This is a genomic window from Streptomyces liangshanensis (assembly GCF_011694815.1).
GTDB lineage: Bacteria > Actinomycetota > Actinomycetes > Streptomycetales > Streptomycetaceae > Streptomyces > Streptomyces liangshanensis.
In genome coordinates this window covers 6735274-6753966 of sequence record NZ_CP050177.1, presented here as the reverse complement: position 1 = coordinate 6753966, position 18693 = coordinate 6735274, and the positions used below count along the sequence as shown (strand labels likewise).

The 18693-nt window shown below is 66.5% G+C and carries 13 protein-coding genes, 3 rRNA genes and 1 riboswitch; of the genes, 3 read left to right on the top strand and 13 right to left on the bottom strand.

Annotated features, from left to right (window positions below):
* Positions 1-154 precede the first annotated feature (154 nt).
* A riboswitch (glycine riboswitch) is annotated at positions 155-252 on the bottom strand.
* A gap of 129 nt (positions 253-381) precedes the next feature.
* Positions 382-780, top strand: coding sequence for a PRC-barrel domain-containing protein (locus tag HA039_RS29310; RefSeq protein WP_167034368.1), 399 nt, complete (start codon positions 382-384; stop codon positions 778-780).
* On the opposite strand, the gene HA039_RS29305 is transcribed toward HA039_RS29310, so the two are convergent.
* From HA039_RS29305 to HA039_RS29245, 13 genes are all read right to left on the bottom strand, one after another.
* A complete protein-coding gene (locus tag HA039_RS29305; RefSeq protein WP_167034366.1) occupies positions 675-2279 on the bottom strand; it encodes a DNA polymerase IV in 1605 nt (534 codons plus the stop codon). The genes HA039_RS29310 and HA039_RS29305 overlap by 106 nt on opposite strands.
* 76 nt (positions 2280-2355) lie before the next feature.
* Positions 2356-2925, bottom strand: coding sequence for a MerR family transcriptional regulator (locus HA039_RS29300; protein WP_167034363.1), 570 nt, complete (start codon positions 2923-2925; stop codon positions 2356-2358).
* A 192-nt stretch (positions 2926-3117) separates the two neighbouring features.
* A complete protein-coding gene (locus HA039_RS29295; RefSeq protein ID WP_161308445.1) occupies positions 3118-3591 on the bottom strand; it encodes a bifunctional nuclease family protein in 474 nt (157 codons plus the stop codon).
* Positions 3592-3644: 53 nt separating this feature from the next.
* Entirely contained in the window at positions 3645-4376 is a 732-nt protein-coding gene (gene ftsR / locus HA039_RS29290) for a transcriptional regulator FtsR (RefSeq protein ID WP_167034361.1), read from the bottom strand.
* A gap of 16 nt (positions 4377-4392) precedes the next feature.
* Complete coding sequence (locus tag HA039_RS29285; RefSeq protein WP_243869796.1) at positions 4393-5154, bottom strand: FHA domain-containing protein; 762 nt, start codon at positions 5152-5154, stop codon at positions 4393-4395.
* Positions 5155-5344: 190 nt separating this feature from the next.
* Complete coding sequence (locus tag HA039_RS29280) at positions 5345-6103, bottom strand: DUF881 domain-containing protein (protein WP_167034359.1); 759 nt, start codon at positions 6101-6103, stop codon at positions 5345-5347.
* 5 nt (positions 6104-6108) lie between these two features.
* Positions 6109-6441 carry a small basic family protein gene (locus tag HA039_RS29275; RefSeq protein WP_023543062.1) on the bottom strand — a complete coding sequence of 111 codons (333 nt, stop codon included), beginning with the start codon at positions 6439-6441 and terminating at the stop codon, positions 6109-6111.
* Complete coding sequence (locus tag HA039_RS29270) at positions 6438-7370, bottom strand: DUF881 domain-containing protein (RefSeq protein ID WP_167034357.1); 933 nt, start codon at positions 7368-7370, stop codon at positions 6438-6440. The genes HA039_RS29275 and HA039_RS29270 overlap by 4 nt, the downstream gene beginning before the upstream one ends.
* Before the next feature lie 102 nt (positions 7371-7472).
* Positions 7473-9968, bottom strand: coding sequence for a mannose-1-phosphate guanyltransferase (locus tag HA039_RS29265; RefSeq protein ID WP_161306733.1), 2496 nt, complete (start codon positions 9966-9968; stop codon positions 7473-7475).
* Positions 9969-10079: 111 nt separating this feature from the next.
* Positions 10080-10688, bottom strand: a complete 609-nt coding sequence (gene clsA / locus HA039_RS29260; protein WP_161306734.1) for a cardiolipin synthase ClsA — start codon at positions 10686-10688, stop codon at positions 10080-10082.
* A 138-nt stretch (positions 10689-10826) separates the two neighbouring features.
* Positions 10827-10943, bottom strand: a 5S ribosomal RNA gene (gene rrf / locus HA039_RS29255).
* An 80-nt stretch (positions 10944-11023) separates the two neighbouring features.
* Positions 11024-14147: ribosomal RNA gene (locus HA039_RS29250) — 23S ribosomal RNA — on the bottom strand.
* Positions 14148-14446: 299 nt separating this feature from the next.
* A 16S ribosomal RNA gene (locus HA039_RS29245) occupies positions 14447-15972 on the bottom strand.
* The 16S, 23S and 5S rRNA genes sit together here, the layout of an rRNA operon.
* Positions 15973-16543: 571 nt before the next feature.
* On the opposite strand from HA039_RS29245, the gene HA039_RS29240 reads away from it, so the two are divergent.
* A complete protein-coding gene (locus HA039_RS29240; protein ID WP_167034355.1) occupies positions 16544-16999 on the top strand; it encodes a PTS sugar transporter subunit IIA in 456 nt (151 codons plus the stop codon).
* The gene (gene ptsP, locus HA039_RS29235) at positions 16999-18669 is read left to right on the top strand and encodes a phosphoenolpyruvate--protein phosphotransferase (RefSeq protein WP_167034353.1); all 1671 of its coding nucleotides are present in this window, start codon (positions 16999-17001) and stop codon (positions 18667-18669) included. Before HA039_RS29240 ends, ptsP begins: the two co-directional genes overlap by 1 nt.
* Positions 18670-18693: the final 24 nt, after the last annotated feature.

The window sequence follows — 18693 nt, the reverse complement described above, 5'->3', positions numbered from 1 at the left end:
CACGACCTGCGAGGGGCACCAAGGCGCGGGTGCCCGGACGGCCTCCCCCTCTGTCATCTGACCTGAGAGCTTCACCGGGCGCCAGGGGGCCGCCCGGCTTTCACCGTCGGTGAGGGCGGACGCCGTCGACGCCTGCCCTGCTTTCCAGAGTGACCTCGTCCGTGCGGTACGGGGGCCTGAGAGATTCCGGGGAGGATTTGCTCCTTCGGCGCCTCCGGCGATCTCTCCGGAGGACTCTCCCGCACAGGGTCAGCAGCCGTGTGCCAGCCTACCAGCGAGGTCCCGCGCAGGGCTTTTCGAGTGGCCGACAGGCCGGATCTGCACTTTTCTTATGAGTGGACCACCGGGTCTTCCCCGCTTGTGCGACCAGTTGGAGGGACCGTGGAGAACGACATCGATCCGCGCAGCCTGATCGGCCGCAAGGCGTTCGACCGCGACGGCCACAAGATCGGCACGGTGGACGAGGTGTACCTCGACGACGCGACGGGCGTGCCCGAGTGGGCGGCCGTCCGCACCGGGATCTTCAGCCGGGACGCGTTCGTCCCCCTCGCGCCCAGCACGCTGGAGGAGGAGACGCTCCGCATCCCCTTCGAGCGCTCGCTGATCAAGGACGCCCCCGACTTCGGCGTCGGCCGGCACCTCTCGCCCGAGCAGGAACTCCAGCTCTACCGCCACTACGGCCTCGCCCTGCCCGAGCCGGGCCCGCCGGAGCGCCCGGCCTCGCTGTCCGACGGGGACTCCGCGCGTGACTTCGGGCGGGTCGCGGGCCAGGACGACTGATCCGGCTCGGGCCCGTCCTGGGGCGCTCCGCCGGTCAGGGGCAGCGGGTCCGACAGCTCCAGTTCGGGATCGTCCACCCAGAAGGTCCGCACCCGCCCCGGCGCGGACCAGGGCTGCTCGAACCGTACGGTGACCCGGCGCAGCCCGCTGCCCTGCACCCACCCCGCGCCGAACGCGGCGTGCCGCACGTCGTGCCCGGCGGGGAAGCGGCGCTCCGCGGGCAGGTCCGCCGCCTCCGGCGCCCCCTGAGCGGCCGGTACGCCCCCGGCGGGCGCCGGGCGCGCCTCGGGCGCCGTCCACCCCTCCCCGGGCCTCTCAGGGCCGTCCACCGGGGCGGCCGGGGCCACCGCGGCCCGCCCCGCGTCCGCGGCCGCCCCCTCCCCGCCCGATCCGTCGGCCCGCGCCTTCCCCTCCGCCGCCCGGTCGGCCGCCGCCTGCGCGAACAGGTCCTCCTGCGTGTAGTCCGCGAGCCCGCTCACCCCCACGCCCAGCAGCCGGACCCCGCCGGTGGTGTCCACCGCCTCCAGCAGCCGCCCCGCCGCCTCCCGCACCACACCGGGGTCGTCGGTGGGCCCGCGCAGCGTCTCCGAGCGGGTCAGCGTCGAGAAGTCGTACCGCCGGACCTTCAGCACGACCGTCCGCCCCGAGTGCCCGGCCGCCCGCAGCCGCTGCACACACCGGTCGGCCAGCCGGTCCACCTCCGTCCGCACCCGCACCCGGTCGTGCAGGTCCACGTCGAAGGTGTCCTCCACGGACACCGACTTGGCCTCCCGCTCGGCCACCACGGGCCGGTCGTCGTGGCCCCCCGCCATCCGGAACAGCGACGCGCCGTGCGACTTCCCCAGGAGCCGCACCAACTCGTCCTCCCCGGCCTCCGCCAGGTCCGCGACCGTGGTCATCCCGGCCCGCCGCAGGTGCTCCCCCGTCGCGGGACCGACACCGGGCAGGGTCCGTACGGTCATGGGCCCCAGGAGCGCGCGCTCGGTCCCCGGCTCGACGACGACCAGGCCGTCGGGCTTGGCCTGTTCGGAGCCGATCTTCGCCAGCATCTTAGACCCCGCCAGCCCCACGGACCCGGTGAGCCCCGTCGTCTCCAGGATGTCCCGGCGCAGCCGCTCGCCGGCGGCCCGCGCGGAGGTCGTGTCGCCGGCCGAGCCGCCCGCCTCCAGGTCCACGAACGCCTCGTCCAGGCTCAGCGGCTCCACCAGCGGCGACAGCCGGCGCAACAGCTCCATCACCTGCTCGCTGATCGCTCGGTAGACCGTGAAGCGCGGGACGAGATACGCCGCGTTCGGCGCGAGCCGCCGCGCCTGCGCCATCGGCATCGCCGAGTGCACCCCGAACCGCCGCGCCTCGTACGAGGCCGTGGAGACCACCCCACGCGGTCCGAGACCGCCGACGACGACCGGCTTTCCGCGCAGACTCGGCTTCGCCGCCTGCTCCGCGGCGGCGAAGAAGGCGTCCATGTCCAGATGCAGGATGGTCGGGGCGGCTCTCACACCCCCGATGCTCCCTCACCGCACTGACAATCGGCCGGTACGGCGTGGGAGCCGGACACGCCCCGGGGCCGGGCGGTCAGACCGCCCGGTCCCTGCGACGCCTGGCCAGTTCGTCCGCCGGGTTGTTCCCCACGAGCGTCTCGCCCGTGTCGATCCGCTCCCCGTGCAGCTGGGACAGCGCGGCCTCGACGTCCCGCCAGACCACCCCGACCGCGATCCCGAAGATCCCCTGGCCGCCCTGGAGCAGATCCACGACCTCGTCCGGCGACGTGCACTCGTAGACCGTCGCCCCGTCGCTCATCAGCGTCATCCGCTCCAGATCCTGGACGTCACGGGCCCGCAGGTGCCGTACGGCCGCCCGGATGTTCTGGAGAGCGACCCCGGTGTCCAGGAACCGCTTCACGATCTTGAGGACGACCACGTCACGAAAGCTGTAGAGCCGCTGCGCCCCGGAGCCGTACGCCGCGCGCACGCTGGGCTCCACGAGCCCCGTGCGCGCCCAGTAGTCCAACTGGCGGTACGTGATCCCCGCCGCGGCACACGCCGTCGGTCCGCGGTACCCGACCGTCTCGGTACCGGGGTCGGCCGTCTCGCTCCGCAGCGGGAACGCCCCGCCCACCGCCGTACCGTCGCCGCTGCTTCTCACGCCGACCTCCGTCCTTGACCTGCCCTCAACGACGGTAGGGAGTCACTCGGGGTGCGTCAACGATCGCCGCACTCGCCACGCCGAGTGATAATCACCTTGAGAGTGGTTTCGCGTGTCCCGGTCCCGGGAAAGGCTGACCGAATGTGCCGTCGGAGGCCCGGGGGCCCCCGACGTCAGGCACTCACCGACCGCTCACTGGCTGTTGGTCCCGAAGTCCTCGGGAGAGATCTGGTCGAGGAACTCGCGGAACTTCTCCACCTCGTCCTCCTGCTCGTCCGGGATGGCGATACCCGCGTCGTCCAGGACACCGTCACTGCCGTAGATCGGCGTACCGGTGCGCAACGCGAGCGCTATGGCGTCGGACGGCCTGGCACTCACCTCGACCCCGCTGGCGAAGACCAGCTCCGCGTAGAAGACGCCTTCCCTGAGATCCGTGATGCGGACCTCGGTCAGCTCCTGCCCCACGGCCTCAAGGACATCCTTGAAAAGGTCATGGGTCAGCGGCCTGGCAGGCGTCATGCCCTGCTGGGCGAAGGCGATGGCGGTGGCCTCCCCCGGCCCGATCCAGATGGGAAGGTACCGATCGCCTCCCACTTCACGCAGGAGCACGATCGGTTGGTTGGAGGGCATTTCCACCCGGACACCCACAACGTCGAGCTCGTTCACACAGCAACCCTAGGACGCGAGCGACCGGTTTGGGTAGTCGGACTCCCCCATGATCAGTGCGGATGTGCTCCGAGAGCCGTCCGGAACAGTGCCGCGTGCAGCTTCACCGAGAGGGTCGCCAGCTCCCTCGTGGTGGCCTCCGCATGTGCTCTGGTCTGCGGGTTACGGTGCCGGCGCAGCGGCGCGACCACCTGCTCGACCATCCCCGCCTCACGCTGCGCGGCCGCTCTCATGATCCGCAGATGACGTGGTTCCAGACCGAATCTTCCGAGGTCCGCGACCAGTTTCGCCACCGTCACGGACTCCGGGTCGTACCCGCCGTCCGGCATCGGAGTGATGAGGCCGTACGACTCCCACTCGTCGAGCGCGCTCCCGTCGGCCCCCGAGGCGGCCAGCAGCTCCTCACGCCCGATCCTCGCGGCGGTCCGCGGCGCGGGGCCGGTCTCGGCGGCCCGGCGCTGGCGCTGCTGCCCCGGCAGCGGGAGACGCTCGCCCCGGCCGAGGGCGTCGAGATGCTCCCGGATGGCCTTCAGCGGGAGGTAGTGGTCCCGCTGCATCCGCAGCACCTGGGTCAGCCGCTCCACGTCCTGAGGCCCGAATTTCCGGTACCCCGAAGGTGTGCGGCGCGGCTCGACGAGGCCCTCCGCCTCCAGGAAACGGATCTTGGAGATGGTGACCTCGGGGAACTCGACCCGCAGCCGGCCGAGCACCGCACCGATGCTCAGCAGGGTGTCGCCCGAAGGGGCGGTGCCGTGACCGGCACCGCCCGTGGGTGTTCGCAGCATGGACCTTTCCTGAAAGTCACACGCCCCGCTGGCTCGCGTAGAAGACCAGCCGGTACTTGCCGATCTGAACCTCGTCGCCGTTCGAGAGCAGGACCGAGTCGATCCGCTCACGATTGACGTACGTGCCGTTCAGGCTGCCCACGTCCGAGACGGTGAAGCGGCCGTCCGCGCCCCTGCGGAAGTCCACATGGCGGCGGGAGACGGTCACGTCGTCGAGGAAGATGTCGCTCTGCGGGTGACGGCCGGCCGTCGTCAGCTCACTGTCCAGGAGGAAGCGGCTGCCCGAGTTGGGCCCCCTGCGCACCACGAGGAGCGCCGAACCCAGCGGGAGGGCGTCCACGGCGGCCTGGGCCTCCGGGGACAGGGAGGGCACGGCCGTCTGGCCGGTGACCTCCGAGTCGTACGCCTCGAGGCCGGAGATGGAGATGGTGGAGGTCGTCTCCGAAGCGCGCTCGGCGGGCACCCCGGCCCGCAGCGGCGCCCCGCAGTTGGAGCAGAACCGACTGGCCTCCGCGTTGCGGTGGCCACACCTCGTACAGACCGGCAAGGCAGACCCTCCACCCGTACTCGAGGTTGATGGTTCACCGAAACCTATGCGGCCCTGACCGGCGGGGTCAACAGACGACGCGCCGCCACCGGCACCGTCACCCACCTGGTCACGGAAGAGCGGGCGGTCGCCGCTCGGCTCCTCGCTCCCGCCGTGCCGCGCCGCACGGTGACGGGAACCCCCGCCGTCCTCGCGTGCGCTCTTGCCGAACAACTTCCCAAACAACTTCACGGGCGATTCCCCTTGACCGATACAGACCCGCCCGTGGGGCAGGACGAACCCTGAATGAACACACCTGCCGACCCGGACATCTTGACAACGTCCGTATCCACCGGACAGTTTCCACCACTCACCACACTGATCGTGCGCCGACCCCCCGCAACCTCATGCCCGCGGCCGACAGCCGCCATGCGCCCCCGCCTCACTGCGCCGACGACCGAGCGTAGTCAGGGCGCTCCGCCGGTCGCAAGGCATTGACGATGATCTTCTCAGCCCGCGCCACCGTGGCCGTGGCCTGCTCCTTCTCCAGTGTCTGCACCACCCCGCCCGGAATGTTGAGGGCGGGCTCCAGGTCCTGCGGCTTGCCGATGACCTTGAAACGGTACGGCGCGGTGACCTGCTTCCCGTCCACCTGGATGTCACCTCCCGTACCCGAGAAGAAGGTGTTCGCAACCACGCGGACGCCATTGATCTGGATCGCCTCCGCGCCGGCGGCCCGCAGCTCCTGGATCGTGTCGAGCAGCATGTCGGGCTCCACGGTGTCGCCGCTGTCCGCGACGGTCAGCGTGATCCCGGGCCCCTCGGCGGCCACGGTGCCCGCCAGGATCCCGAGCTGCTGCTCCTTCTCCCGCGTCTGCCTGCGGGCCTCCTCGGCCTGGTCCGAGCTCGTCTCCAACTCGGTGCGCTGGTCGTCGAGGCTCTGCTTCTCGTCCTCCAGCCGCTGCGTGCGGTCGTCCAACTCGTCGAGGATGCGCACCAGGTCCTCCTGGCGGGCCCCCCGCAGCGCGCTGTCGTCGTTGTTCGACCTCACCTGGATGGCGAGCCCCAGGCCGAGCCCGAACAGCAGCACGGCGACGATCAGTTGGGCCCGGGTCACCCGGGGCGGCCAGAGCCCGGCCGCGAGCCTCTGGCGGCCCGTGAGCCGCCGGGGCTCCCTGTCCGTACCTCCCTGCTCGCTCATCGGCGTCACGCCCGGAAGACGTGCCGGCGGATCGCGGCAGCGTTGGAGAAGATGCGGATACCGAAGACCACGACCACACCGGTCGACAACTGGGCGCCCACACCGAGCTTGTCGCCGAGGAACACGATGAGCGCGGCCACCACGACGTTCGACAGGAACGACACGACGAAGACCTTGTCCACGAAGATCCCGTCGAGCATGGCCCGCAGGCCGCCGAAGACCGCGTCCAGGGCCGCCACGACGGCGATCGGCAGATAGGGCTCGACCACCGCCGGCACTTCGGGCCGGACCAACAGTCCGACCACGACTCCCACGACGAGGCCCAGTACGGCGATCACGATGTGCCCTTCCCTGTGTCGGCCGCGTCCTGCCCGTTGCCCTTCGAGGGGGCGGCGGCCTTCGGCTTTGCTGTACGTACGATCAGGCTCGGCGCCGCGGGGAGACGCACCTCGCCGCGGACGGAGATGCTCGTCCTGATGTCGAAGTTCTCCTGGAGCGCGTGCAGGTACTGCCCGTCGGCGCTGTCCTGGAACGCGGTGCTCAACTTCTTCCCGTCGCCCACCGCGAGCACGGTGTACGGGGGCACCAGCGGCCTGTTGTCGACCAGTATGGCGTCCCCCGCGGCCCTGATCGCCGAAAGGGACGTCAGGCGCTGGTCGTTGATGGCGATGGCCTCCGCGCCGGACTCCCAGAGGCCGTTGACGACCCGCTGCATGTCCCGGTCCCGTACCCGGCCCGTGTCGGCGAAACTGGCGCTCTCCCGGGGCTCGCCGCCCCCGCCCTGCTCACTGTCCTTGGCGTCGTCCACCACCAGGCGGACGCCCGGTCCCCGGACGGCCGTCGCGCCGGACAGCAGATCGACCAGCTCGGCACGGGCACCGCCCGGCCGGCGCAGCGCGGCCCGCTGCCGTTCGCCGACCTCGTCACGGAGCTTCTCGACCTCACGCTCCAGCGCGTCCGCCGCCGAAGTCTCGTCGTGGATGCGGTCGATGAGCTCTTCGCGCTCCTTGGCCACCACAGGGGCCGAGATCCGCGCCTGGGCCGCGCCCACCGTGACCACCAGCGCGGCCAGCACCAGGCCCGCCGCGAGCCAGAGCTTGGCCTTGAGCGTGCGGGGCAGTTCACCGCCCTCGGCGTCCCTGCGGGCCGCCGCCTCCGCGTACCCCTCGTCGAGGCCGTGGTCCATCACGTTGTTCAGCAGCGACATGGACGCATCGGGACGCGCGGGTGACGCGCCGGTGCTCCGAATGGGGGACTGCTGCGACATGCCGCACATCGTCGCACGTCGCGGGCAGTGCCGAAGAACCGGCCGGGCGGACCGCGAACGGCCCGCCCGGCGGCGACATCGATCCGTGCTGGTCGGCCGGTCCTAGTGACCGGCCCCGTCGACCACCGACGACCACTCGTCGAGCAGCGCCTGGGCCGACGCGTCGTCAGGACCTTCGGCCCACAGATGGGTGACCGCCTCGGACGGGTCGGGCAGCACCATCACCCACCGCCCGTCGGTCTCCACGACCCGGACACCGTCCGTCGTGTCCACCTGCCGGTCCCCGGCCGCCTCCACGACGCTGCGCATCACCAGTCCCTTGACGGCCCAGGGGGTCGCCAGGTCGCGGCGCAGCACATGGGCTCGCGGTATGCGGGCGTCGATCTGGCTCAGGGTCAGCTGCGTACGTGCCACCAGCCCGATGAGCCGCACGAACGCCGCCGTACCGTCCAGGACACTGCTGAACTCCGGCACGATGAACGCTCCGCGCCCGTCACCGCCGAAGATCGTGGTCTCCTCCCGGCCGACCCGCGTCAGGTCGTCCGGCGAGGTCGTCGTCCACTCCACCTGCGTGCCGTGGTACGCCGCGACCTGCTCGGCGATCCTGGTGGTCGTCACCGGCAGTGCCACCCGGCCGCTGCGGCGCTCCGCGGCGACGAGGTCGAGCAGCACCAGCAGCGCCCGGTCGTCCTCGATGATCCGGCCGCGCTCGTCGACGAGCGACAGCCGCTCACCGACCGGGTCGAACCGCACGCCGAACGCGGCCCGCGCGGACGCCACGATCTCGCCGAGCCTGACCAGACCGGAGCGGCGTGATTCCGCCGTCTCCGTCGGCCGCGACTCGTCGAGTCCCGGGTTGATGGTCAGCGCGTCGACACCGAGCCGCCCGAGGAGGCTGGGCAGGACGAGTCCGGCGCTTCCGTTGGACGCGTCGACCACGACCTTGAGCCCGGCCTCGGCGATGCCCGTCGTGTCGACGTTGCGGAGCAGCGAGCCCGTGTACGAGTCGAAGACGCTGGCCGGGAAGTGCAGGTCCCCGATCTCGCCGGGGAACGCGCGGCGGTACTCCTGCCGGGCGTAGATGCGGTCCAGCTTGCGCTGGCCGGCCTGGGAGAGGTCGGCGCCCCGCTCGTCGAAGAACATGATGTCCACGGAGTCGGGGACTCCCGGGGACGTACGGATCATGATGCCGCCCGCGCTGCCCCTGGCGGTCTGCTGCCGGGCCACGGGCAGCGGTACGTTCTCCAGGTCGCGTACGTCGATGGCGCTGGACTGGAGCGACGAGATCACGGCCCGCTTGAGCGCGCGCGCACCACGCGAGTGGTCACGCGCCGTGGTGACGGTGGACCCCTTCTTCAGGGTCGTCGCGTACGCCCCCGCCAGCCGCACGGCCAGCTCCGGCGTGATCTCCACGTTCAGGATCCCGGAGACACCACGGGCGCCGAAGAGATTCGCCTGTCCTCGGGACTCCCAGATGACCGACGTGTTGACGAACGCGCCGGCCTCGATCGTCTTGAACGGGTAGACCCGGACATTGCCCTGGATGATCGATTCCTCGCCGACGAGGCATTCGTCGCCGATGACCGCGCCGTCCTCGATCCGCGCGGCGCGCATGATGTCGGTGTTCTTGCCGACCACACAGCCGCGGAGATTGCTGTGCTGTCCGATGTACACGTTGTCGTGGACGACCGCTCTGTGGAGAAAGGCGCCGGTCTTCACGACCACGTTGGATCCGAGAACGGTGTGCTCGCGCAACTCGACGTCGGCCTCGACCTTGGCGTAGTCACCGATGTACAGCGGCCCGCGGAGCACGGCGTCGGGGTGCACCTCGGCTCCCTCGGCGACCCATACGCCGGGCGAGATCTCGAAGCCGTCGATGTCGACGTCGACCTTGCCTTCGAGCACGTCGGCCTGGGCCTTCACGTAGCTCTCGTGCGTGCCGACGTCCTCCCAGTAGCCCTCGGCGATGTAGCCGTAGATGGGCTTGCCTTCCTTCATGAGCTGAGGGAAGACGTCCCCGGACCAGTCGACCGAGACATCGGCCTCGACATAGTTGAAGACCTCGGGCTCCATCACGTAGATGCCCGTGTTCACGGTGTCGGAGAAGACCTGTCCCCAGGTCGGCTTCTCCAGGAACCGCTCGACCTTTCCTTCCTCGTCCACGATCGTGATGCCGAATTCCAGTGGATTCGGCACACGGGTCAGGCACACCGTGACCAGTGCGCCCTTCTCCTTGTGGAAGGCGATGAGGTCGGTCAGGTCGAAGTCGGTGAGGGCGTCACCGGAAATGACGAGGAAGGCGTCGTCCTTGAGTGCCTCTTCGGCATTCTTGACGCTTCCCGCCGTTCCCAGCGGCTTTTCCTCGTTGGCATAGGTGAGCTCCATGCCGAGCTCTTCGCCGTCTCCGAAGTAGTTCTTGACGAGAGAGGCGAGGAACTGCACGGTCACGACGGTCTCGCTGAGCCCATGGCGCTTGAGCAGGCGAAGCACGTGCTCCATGATCGGCCGGTTCACCACCGGCAGGAGCGGCTTGGGCATGCTTGAGGTCATGGGGCGAAGTCGAGTTCCTTCGCCACCTGCCATCACGACGGCCTTCATGTCGGAAGCGTCCTCCTTGAAGAGACGATCTCGCCGACCGAACCCGTCCGGACAGGCCTCTAGGCAAGAGCCGCGGGCCGGGCGACTCTGCGCGGCACGGCGTCGACGAGCTCAATCGGCCACTGTGTCCGCCCGGACGAGCCGGCGGACCTGGACCACATACAGGATCCCTGCCCACCAATACAGAGTTGTACCCCATCCGGCGAACGCCCATCCGAAAACTTCGGCGAGTGACGCAAGCCAACCGCTCCGGTCGCTCAGCAGCAGGAGCGGGAAGGCGTACATCAAGTTGAAGGTAGCCGCCTTCCCGAGAAAGTTCACCTGGGGAGGCGGATAGCCGTGCCTCCTGAGGATTCCCACCATCACCAGAAGCATCAGCTCACGGGCCAAAAGCGCGGCCGTGAGCCAGAGCGGCAGGATCTCCCGCCAGGTGAGGCCAACCAGGGTGGAAAGGATGTAGAGCCGGTCCGCCGCGGGGTCCAGGAGCCGTCCGAGGCTGCTGATCTGGTTCCACCGGCGGGCGAGCTTGCCGTCGAGATAGTCACTGACGCCGCTGAGCGCCAGCACCAGCAGGGCCCAGCCGTCGCTGTTCGGTCCGCCGAACTCGGGGCGGAGAATCAGCCACAGGAAGACCGGTACGCCGACGAGGCGGGCCATGCTGAGGATGTTGGGGATGGTGAGGACCCGGTCCGTCTGGACGCGGGTCTCCTGGACCTCCACCCGGGGGCCTCCTGTGTGGAATGTGCCAATGATGCCTCCTGGACCCTACCCTCAGCCCGGGCCGGCGGATGCCAGGGGGTCTCCAGAACGCGAAAAAGCCCCGCACCATAAATGGTGCGGGGCGATCCCACAAAGATTGTTCGGCGGCGTCCTACTCTCCCACAGGGTCCCCCCTGCAGTACCATCGGCGCTACGAGGCTTAGCTTCCGGGTTCGGAATGTAACCGGGCGTTTCCCTCGCGCAATGACCACCGAAACACTATGAAGATCTCGAAAAGCTGGATGACAACACGGCTCTTCGTTACTTCAGAACTAACACAGTGGACGCGAGCAACTGAGGACAAGCCCTCGGCCTATTAGTACCAGTCAGCTTCAACCGTTACCGGTCTTCCACATCTGGCCTATCAACCCAGTCGTCTACTGGGAGCCTTAACCCCTCATGGGGGTGGGAGTTCTCATCTCGAAGCAGGCTTCCCGCTTAGATGCTTTCAGCGGTTATCCCTCCCGAACGTAGCCAACCAGCCATGCCCTTGGCAGAACAACTGGCACACCAGAGGTTCGTCCGTCCCGGTCCTCTCGTACTAGGGACAGCCCTTCTCAAAACTCCTACGCGCACAGCGGATAGGGACCGAACTGTCTCACGACGTTCTAAACCCAGCTCGCGTACCGCTTTAATGGGCGAACAGCCCAACCCTTGGGACCGACTCCAGCCCCAGGATGCGACGAGCCGACATCGAGGTGCCAAACCATCCCGTCGATATGGACTCTTGGGGAAGATCAGCCTGTTATCCCCGGGGTACCTTTTATCCGTTGAGCGACGGCGCTTCCACAAGCCACCGCCGGATCACTAGTCCCGACTTTCGTCCCTGCTCGACCCGTCGGTCTCACAGTCAAGCTCCCTTGTGCACTTACACTCAACACCTGATTACCAACCAGGCTGAGGGAACCTTTGGGCGCCTCCGTTACTCTTTAGGAGGCAACCGCCCCAGTTAAACTACCCATCAGACACTGTCCCTGATCCGGATCACGGACCCAGGTTAGACATCCAGCACGACCAGAGTGGTATTTCAACGACGACTCCACCTGAACTGGCGTCCAAGCTTCACAGTCTCCCACCTATCCTACACAAGCCGAACCGAACACCAATATCAAACTATAGTAAAGGTCCCGGGGTCTTTCCGTCCTGCTGCGCGAAACGAGCATCTTTACTCGTAGTGCAATTTCACCGGGCCTATGGTTGAGACAGTCGAGAAGTCGTTACGCCATTCGTGCAGGTCGGAACTTACCCGACAAGGAATTTCGCTACCTTAGGATGGTTATAGTTACCACCGCCGTTTACTGGCGCTTAAGTTCTCAGCTTCGCCACACCGAAATGTGACTAACCGGTCCCCTTAACGTTCCAGCACCGGGCAGGCGTCAGTCCGTATACATCGCCTTACGGCTTCGCACGGACCTGTGTTTTTAGTAAACAGTCGCTTCTCGCTGGTCTCTGCGGCCACCCCAAGCTCAGGAAGTAAATTCCTTCACCCAAGATGGCCCCCCTTCTCCCGAAGTTACGGGGGCATTTTGCCGAGTTCCTTAACCATAGTTCACCCGAACGCCTCGGTATTCTCTACCTGACCACCTGAGTCGGTTTAGGGTACGGGCCGCCATGAAACTCGCTAGAGGCTTTTCTCGACAGCATAGGATCATCCACTTCACCACAATCGGCTCGGCATCAGGTCTCAGACTCAATGTGTGACGGATTTGCCTATCACACGCCCTACACCCTTACCCCGGGACTACCACCGCCCGGGCTGGACTACCTTCCTGCGTCACCCCATCGCTTACCTACTACCACCTTGGTTCGACGGCTCCACCACTCCCCTTTGCCCGAAGGCTCCAGGACGGCTTCACGGCCTTAGCATTAATGGATTCGATACTGGGCGTTTCAAAGCGGGTACCGGAATATCAACCGGTTGTCCATCGACTACGCCTGTCGGCCTCGCCTTAGGTCCCGACTTACCCTGGGCAGATCAGCTTGACCCAGGAACCCTTAGTCAATCGGCGCACACGTTTCTCACGTGTGTATCGCTACTCATGCCTGCATTCTCACTCGTGAACCGTCCACCACTAGCTTCCGCTGCAGCTTCACCCGGCACACGACGCTCCCCTACCCATCCCAGCAGGCGTTGGCCCTCAATGCTGAAATGACACGACTTCGGCGGTACGCTTGAGCCCCGCTACATTGTCGGCGCGGAATCACTTGACCAGTGAGCTATTACGCACTCTTTAAAGGGTGGCTGCTTCTAAGCCAACCTCCTGGTTGTCTCTGCGACTCCACATCCTTTCCCACTTAGCGTACGCTTAGGGGCCTTAGTCGATGCTCTGGGCTGTTTCCCTCTCGACCATGGAGCTTATCCCCCACAGTCTCACTGCCGCGCTCTCACTTACCGGCATTCGGAGTTTGGCTAAGGTCAGTAACCCGGTAGGGCCCATCGCCTATCCAGTGCTCTACCTCCGGCAAGAAACACACGACGCTGCACCTAAATGCATTTCGGGGAGAACCAGCTATCACGGAGTTTGATTGGCCTTTCACCCCTAACCACAGGTCATCCCCCAGGTTTTCAACCCTGGTGGGTTCGGTCCTCCACGACCTCTTACAGCCGCTTCAACCTGCCCATGGCTAGATCACTCCGCTTCGGGTCTTGAGCGCGCTACTATATCGCCCTATTCGGACTCGCTTTCGCTACGGCTTCCCCACACGGGTTAACCTCGCAACACACCGCAAACTCGCAGGCTCATTCTTCAAAAGGCACGCAGTCACGACCCTATGTGTAAACACATAGAGCGACGCTCCCACGGCTTGTAGGCACACGGTTTCAGGTACTATTTCACTCCGCTCCCGCGGTACTTTTCACCATTCCCTCACGGTACTATCCGCTATCGGTCACCAGGGAATATTTAGGCTTAGCGGGTGGTCCCGCCAGATTCACACGGGATTTCTCGGGCCCCGTGCTACTTGGGTGGTTCTTAAACGAGCCGCATGAATTTCAGCTACGGGGGTCTTACCCTCTACGCCGGACCTTTCGCATGTCCTTCGCCTACCCATACGGTTTCTGACTCGCCGACCGGCCGGCAGACCGATCAAAAGAACTCCCACAACCCCTGCAACGCAACCCCTGCCGGGTATCACACGCTACAGGTTTGGCCTCATCCGGTTTCGCTCGCCACTACTCCCGGAATCACGGTTGTTTTCTCTTCCTGAGGGTACTGAGATGTTTCACTTCCCCTCGTTCCCTCCACACTGCCTATGTGTTCAGCAGCGGGTGACAGCCCATGACGACTGCCGGGTTTCCCCATTCGGACACCCCCGGATCAAAGCTCGGTTGACAGCTCCCCGGGGCCTATCGCGGCCTCCCACGTCCTTCATCGGTTCCTGGTACCAAGGCATCCACCGTGCGCCCTTAAAAACTTGGCCACAGATGCTCGCGTCCACTGTGCAGTTCTCAAGCAACGACCAGCCACCCGTCACACACCACAAAGGATGCTTCACCGGGGCCGGCATCACGAAGGGCGAGCAACGCTCGCACCCTCAGATACCCAACAGCGTGCCCGACAACTCCAAACCCTCTATGCGTTCCACGCCGAAGCAGTACTTGCAAAGAAAACCTGAACTTGCCGAATAGTCAACGTTCCACCCATGAGCAACCAGCACCGGACATTCGCCGATGAACTGGCCTCTGACCAAACCGAAGCTTGGCAAGAAGTGCTCCTTAGAAAGGAGGTGATCCAGCCGCACCTTCCGGTACGGCTACCTTGTTACGACTTCGTCCCAATCGCCAGTCCCACCTTCGACAGCTCCCTCCCACAAGGGGTTGGGCCACCGGCTTCGGGTGTTACCGACTTTCGTGACGTGACGGGCGGTGTGTACAAGGCCCGGGAACGTATTCACCGCAGCAATGCTGATCTGCGATTACTAGCAACTCCGACTTCATGGGGTCGAGTTGCAGACCCCAATCCGAACTGAGACCGGCTTTTTGAGATTCGCTCCACCTCACGGTTTCGCAGCTCATTGTACCGACCATTGTAGCACGTGTGCAGCCCAAGACATAAGGGGCATGATGACTTGACGTCGTCCCCACCTTCCTCCGAGTTGACCCCGGCAGTCTCCTGTGAGTCCCCATCACCCCGAAAGGCATGCTGGCAACACAGAACAGGGGTTGCGCTCGTTGCGGGACTTAACCCAACATCTCACGACACGAGCTGACGACAGCCATGCACCACCTGTACACCGACCACAAGGGGGACCCTGTCTCCAGGGTTTTCCGGTGTATGTCAAGCCTTGGTAAGGTTCTTCGCGTTGCGTCGAATTAAGCCACATGCTCCGCTGCTTGTGCGGGCCCCCGTCAATTCCTTTGAGTTTTAGCCTTGCGGCCGTACTCCCCAGGCGGGGAACTTAATGCGTTAGCTGCGGCACCGACGACGTGGAATGTCGCCAACACCTAGTTCCCAACGTTTACGGCGTGGACTACCAGGGTATCTAATCCTGTTCGCTCCCCACGCTTTCGCTCCTCAGCGTCAGTAATGGCCCAGAGATCCGCCTTCGCCACCGGTGTTCCTCCTGATATCTGCGCATTTCACCGCTACACCAGGAATTCCGATCTCCCCTACCACACTCTAGTCTGCCCGTATCGAATGCAGACCCGGGGTTAAGCCCCGGGCTTTCACATCCGACGTGACAAACCGCCTACGAGCTCTTTACGCCCAATAATTCCGGACAACGCTTGCGCCCTACGTATTACCGCGGCTGCTGGCACGTAGTTAGCCGGCGCTTCTTCTGCAGGTACCGTCACTCTCGCTTCTTCCCTGCTGAAAGAGGTTTACAACCCGAAGGCCGTCATCCCTCACGCGGCGTCGCTGCATCAGGCTTTCGCCCATTGTGCAATATTCCCCACTGCTGCCTCCCGTAGGAGTCTGGGCCGTGTCTCAGTCCCAGTGTGGCCGGTCGCCCTCTCAGGCCGGCTACCCGTCGTCGCCTTGGTAGGCCATCACCCCACCAACAAGCTGATAGGCCGCGGGCTCATCCTGCACCGCCGGAGCTTTTAACCCTCCCCCATGCAGGAGAAAGTATTATCCGGTATTAGACCCCGTTTCCAGGGCTTGTCCCAGAGTGCAGGGCAGATTGCCCACGTGTTACTCACCCGTTCGCCACTAATCCACCCCGAAAGGCTTCATCGTTCGACTTGCATGTGTTAAGCACGCCGCCAGCGTTCGTCCTGAGCCAGGATCAAACTCTCCGTAAATGTCTACTCGTAATCGAGTATTCACATACCAAGAGCCGGGACTGTCAGTCGGAATAAGATTGACAGCCCACAGCATCCTCGCTGTGTTTCATTCAAAGGAACCACCAACCCACCAACCACAACGTGGTCAGTAGGCCGGGGTATCAACATATCTGGCGTTGACTTTTGGCACGCTGTTGAGTTCTCAAGGAACGGACGCTTCCTTCGGTCCCGTCTCCGGGGCCCTCCGGGCGCTTCCCTTCGGCATTTCGTGTTTCAAACTCTATCAGGCCTTTTTCGTGTTCCTGACCACCGATCCGCAGACATGCGGAAGCGAACCCGAGGTAAGGATCAAGGTTTGATAGATGCCGCCGACCCCGGACTCGAAGTCCCGTTGGGGTCAGGCAGGAGTACGACAGTACATGGCGCCTCGCGGGCCAGGCAAATCGATATACGGCCTCCGGCCGGTTCGCGCGTACGGCAGGTCACGGACAGAACCGTCACTTCTTATGACTTACAGTTCTGAACGGCACGTCGTCCCATCACAGGCAGTGACGGCGGCTCACGAATCTCCGCCCCTGGGAGGCTCCCCATGACCATCGTGACGGCCCCACTCGCCGGACGCGCCATCGGACTCGAAGCTGTCCCCGACCCGGTGTTCGCCGGGGCGATGGTCGGTCCCGGTACCGCCATCGACCCCGTCCGCGAACCGTCCGTGGCCGTTTCGCCCGTGGACGGTGTGGTGGTCTCCCTGCACCCCCACGCGTTCGTGGTCGTCGACCCGGACGGACACGGTGTGCTGACACACCTGGGCATCGACACCGTGCAGCTCAACGGCGAGGGCTTTGAACTGCACGTGAACAAGGGCGACACCGTGCAGCGCGGCCAGGCCGTCATCAGCTGGGACCCCGCTGCCGTCGAGGCGGCCGGCAAGTCCCCTGTCTGCCCGGTCGTGGCGCTCGAAGCCGCGCCCGAGGCGCTGTCCGCCGTGGTCGCGGACGGCGACGTCAAGACCGGCGACGCGCTCTTCAGCTGGGAGAAGGCGTAATGGGGGCGACGCTGCGAGGCGTCGGGGTCAGCCACGGCGTGGCGATCGGCGAGGTCCGGCACATGGGGACCGCGGTGCTGGAGCCGCCCGCCAAGCAGATCGGGCCGGAGGACGCCGGGCGTGAGCAGGCGCGGGCCCGCCAGGCCGTGGACGCCGTGGCCGCCGATCTGAACGCGCGCGGGAACCTGGCCGGCGGCGAGGCGCAGGCGGTCCTCGAAGCGCAGGCGATGATGGCGCAGGACCCTGACCTGCTGGCCGACGTGGAGCGGCGGATCGCCGTCGGGAGCACCGCGGAGCGCGGCGTGTACGACGCGTTCGCCTCGTACCGCGCGCTGCTCGCCAACGCCGGGGAGTACCTGGCGGGGCGGGTCGCGGACCTGGACGACGTGCGGAATCGTATCGTCGCGCGGCTGCTGGGGGTGCCGATGCCCGGGGTACCGGACAGTGACGAGCCGTACGTCCTGATCGCCCGTGATCTCGCTCCCGCGGACACGGCGTTGCTCGATCCGGCCCTGGTGCTGGGCTTCGTGACCGAGGAGGGCGGCCCGACCAGTCACAGCGCGATTCTGGCGCGGGCGCTGGGGGTGCCGGCCGTGGTGGCGCTGCCCGGGGCCGGGGAGCTGGCCGAGGGGACGCTGGTCGCGGTCGACGGGAGCACGGGCGAGGTCCACGTCGAGCCGTCGGCGGAGGAGCGGGCGGAGCTGGAGGAGGCCGCGGCGGCGCGGAAGGCGGCGCTGTCGGGGGTCACCGGGCCGGGTGCGACCTCGGACGGGCACAAGGTGCCGTTGCTCGCGAACATCGGTGGGCTCTCCGACGTCCAGGCCGCCGTCGAGGCGGGGGCGGAGGGGGTGGGTCTGTTCCGTACGGAGTTCCTGTTCCTGGACGACAGTGAGCGGGCGCCGTCGGAGGAGAAGCAGTTCGAGGCGTACCGGTCGGTTCTCGAGGCGTTTCCCGAGGGCCGGGTGGTCGTGCGGGTGCTGGACGCGGGGGCGGACAAGCCGCTGGCGTTCCTGACGCCCGCGGACGAGCCGAATCCGGCGCTGGGGGTGCGGGGGCTGCGGAGTCTGCTGGACCACCCGGACGTGCTGCGGACGCAGTTGACGGCGTTGGCGCGGGCCGTCGAGGGTCTGCCGGTGTACCTGGAGGTCATGGCGCCGATGGTGGCGGATCGCGCGGACGCGAAGGCGTTCGCGGACGCCTGCCGGGCGGCGGGGTTGCACGCCAAGTTCGGCGCGATGGTGGAGATTCCGTCGGCGGCGCTGCGGGCGCGGTCGATTCTCCAGGAGGTCGAGTTCCTTTCGCTGGGGACCAACGACCTGGCCCAGTACACGTTCGCCGCCGACCGGCAGGTGGGTGCGGTGGCGCGGTGGCAGGACCCGTGGCAGCCGGCGCTGCTGGACCTGGTGGCACTGTCGGCGGAGGGTGCCAAGGCCGAGGGGAAGAGCTGCGGGGTGTGCGGCGAGGCCGCGTCGGATCCGCTGCTGGCGTGTGTGCTGACGGGGCTGGGGGTGACGTCGTTGTCGATGGGCTCCGCGTCGATCCCGTACGTGCGGGCGACGTTGGCGAAGCACACGCTCGCGCAGTGCGAGCGTGCCGCGTCGGCCGCGCGGGCGGCGGACTCCGCCGAGGGTGCCAGGGCGGCCGCGCAGGCGGTGCTGTCCGGCGAGTGAGGGACGCCGTACGCATGGGGGCTT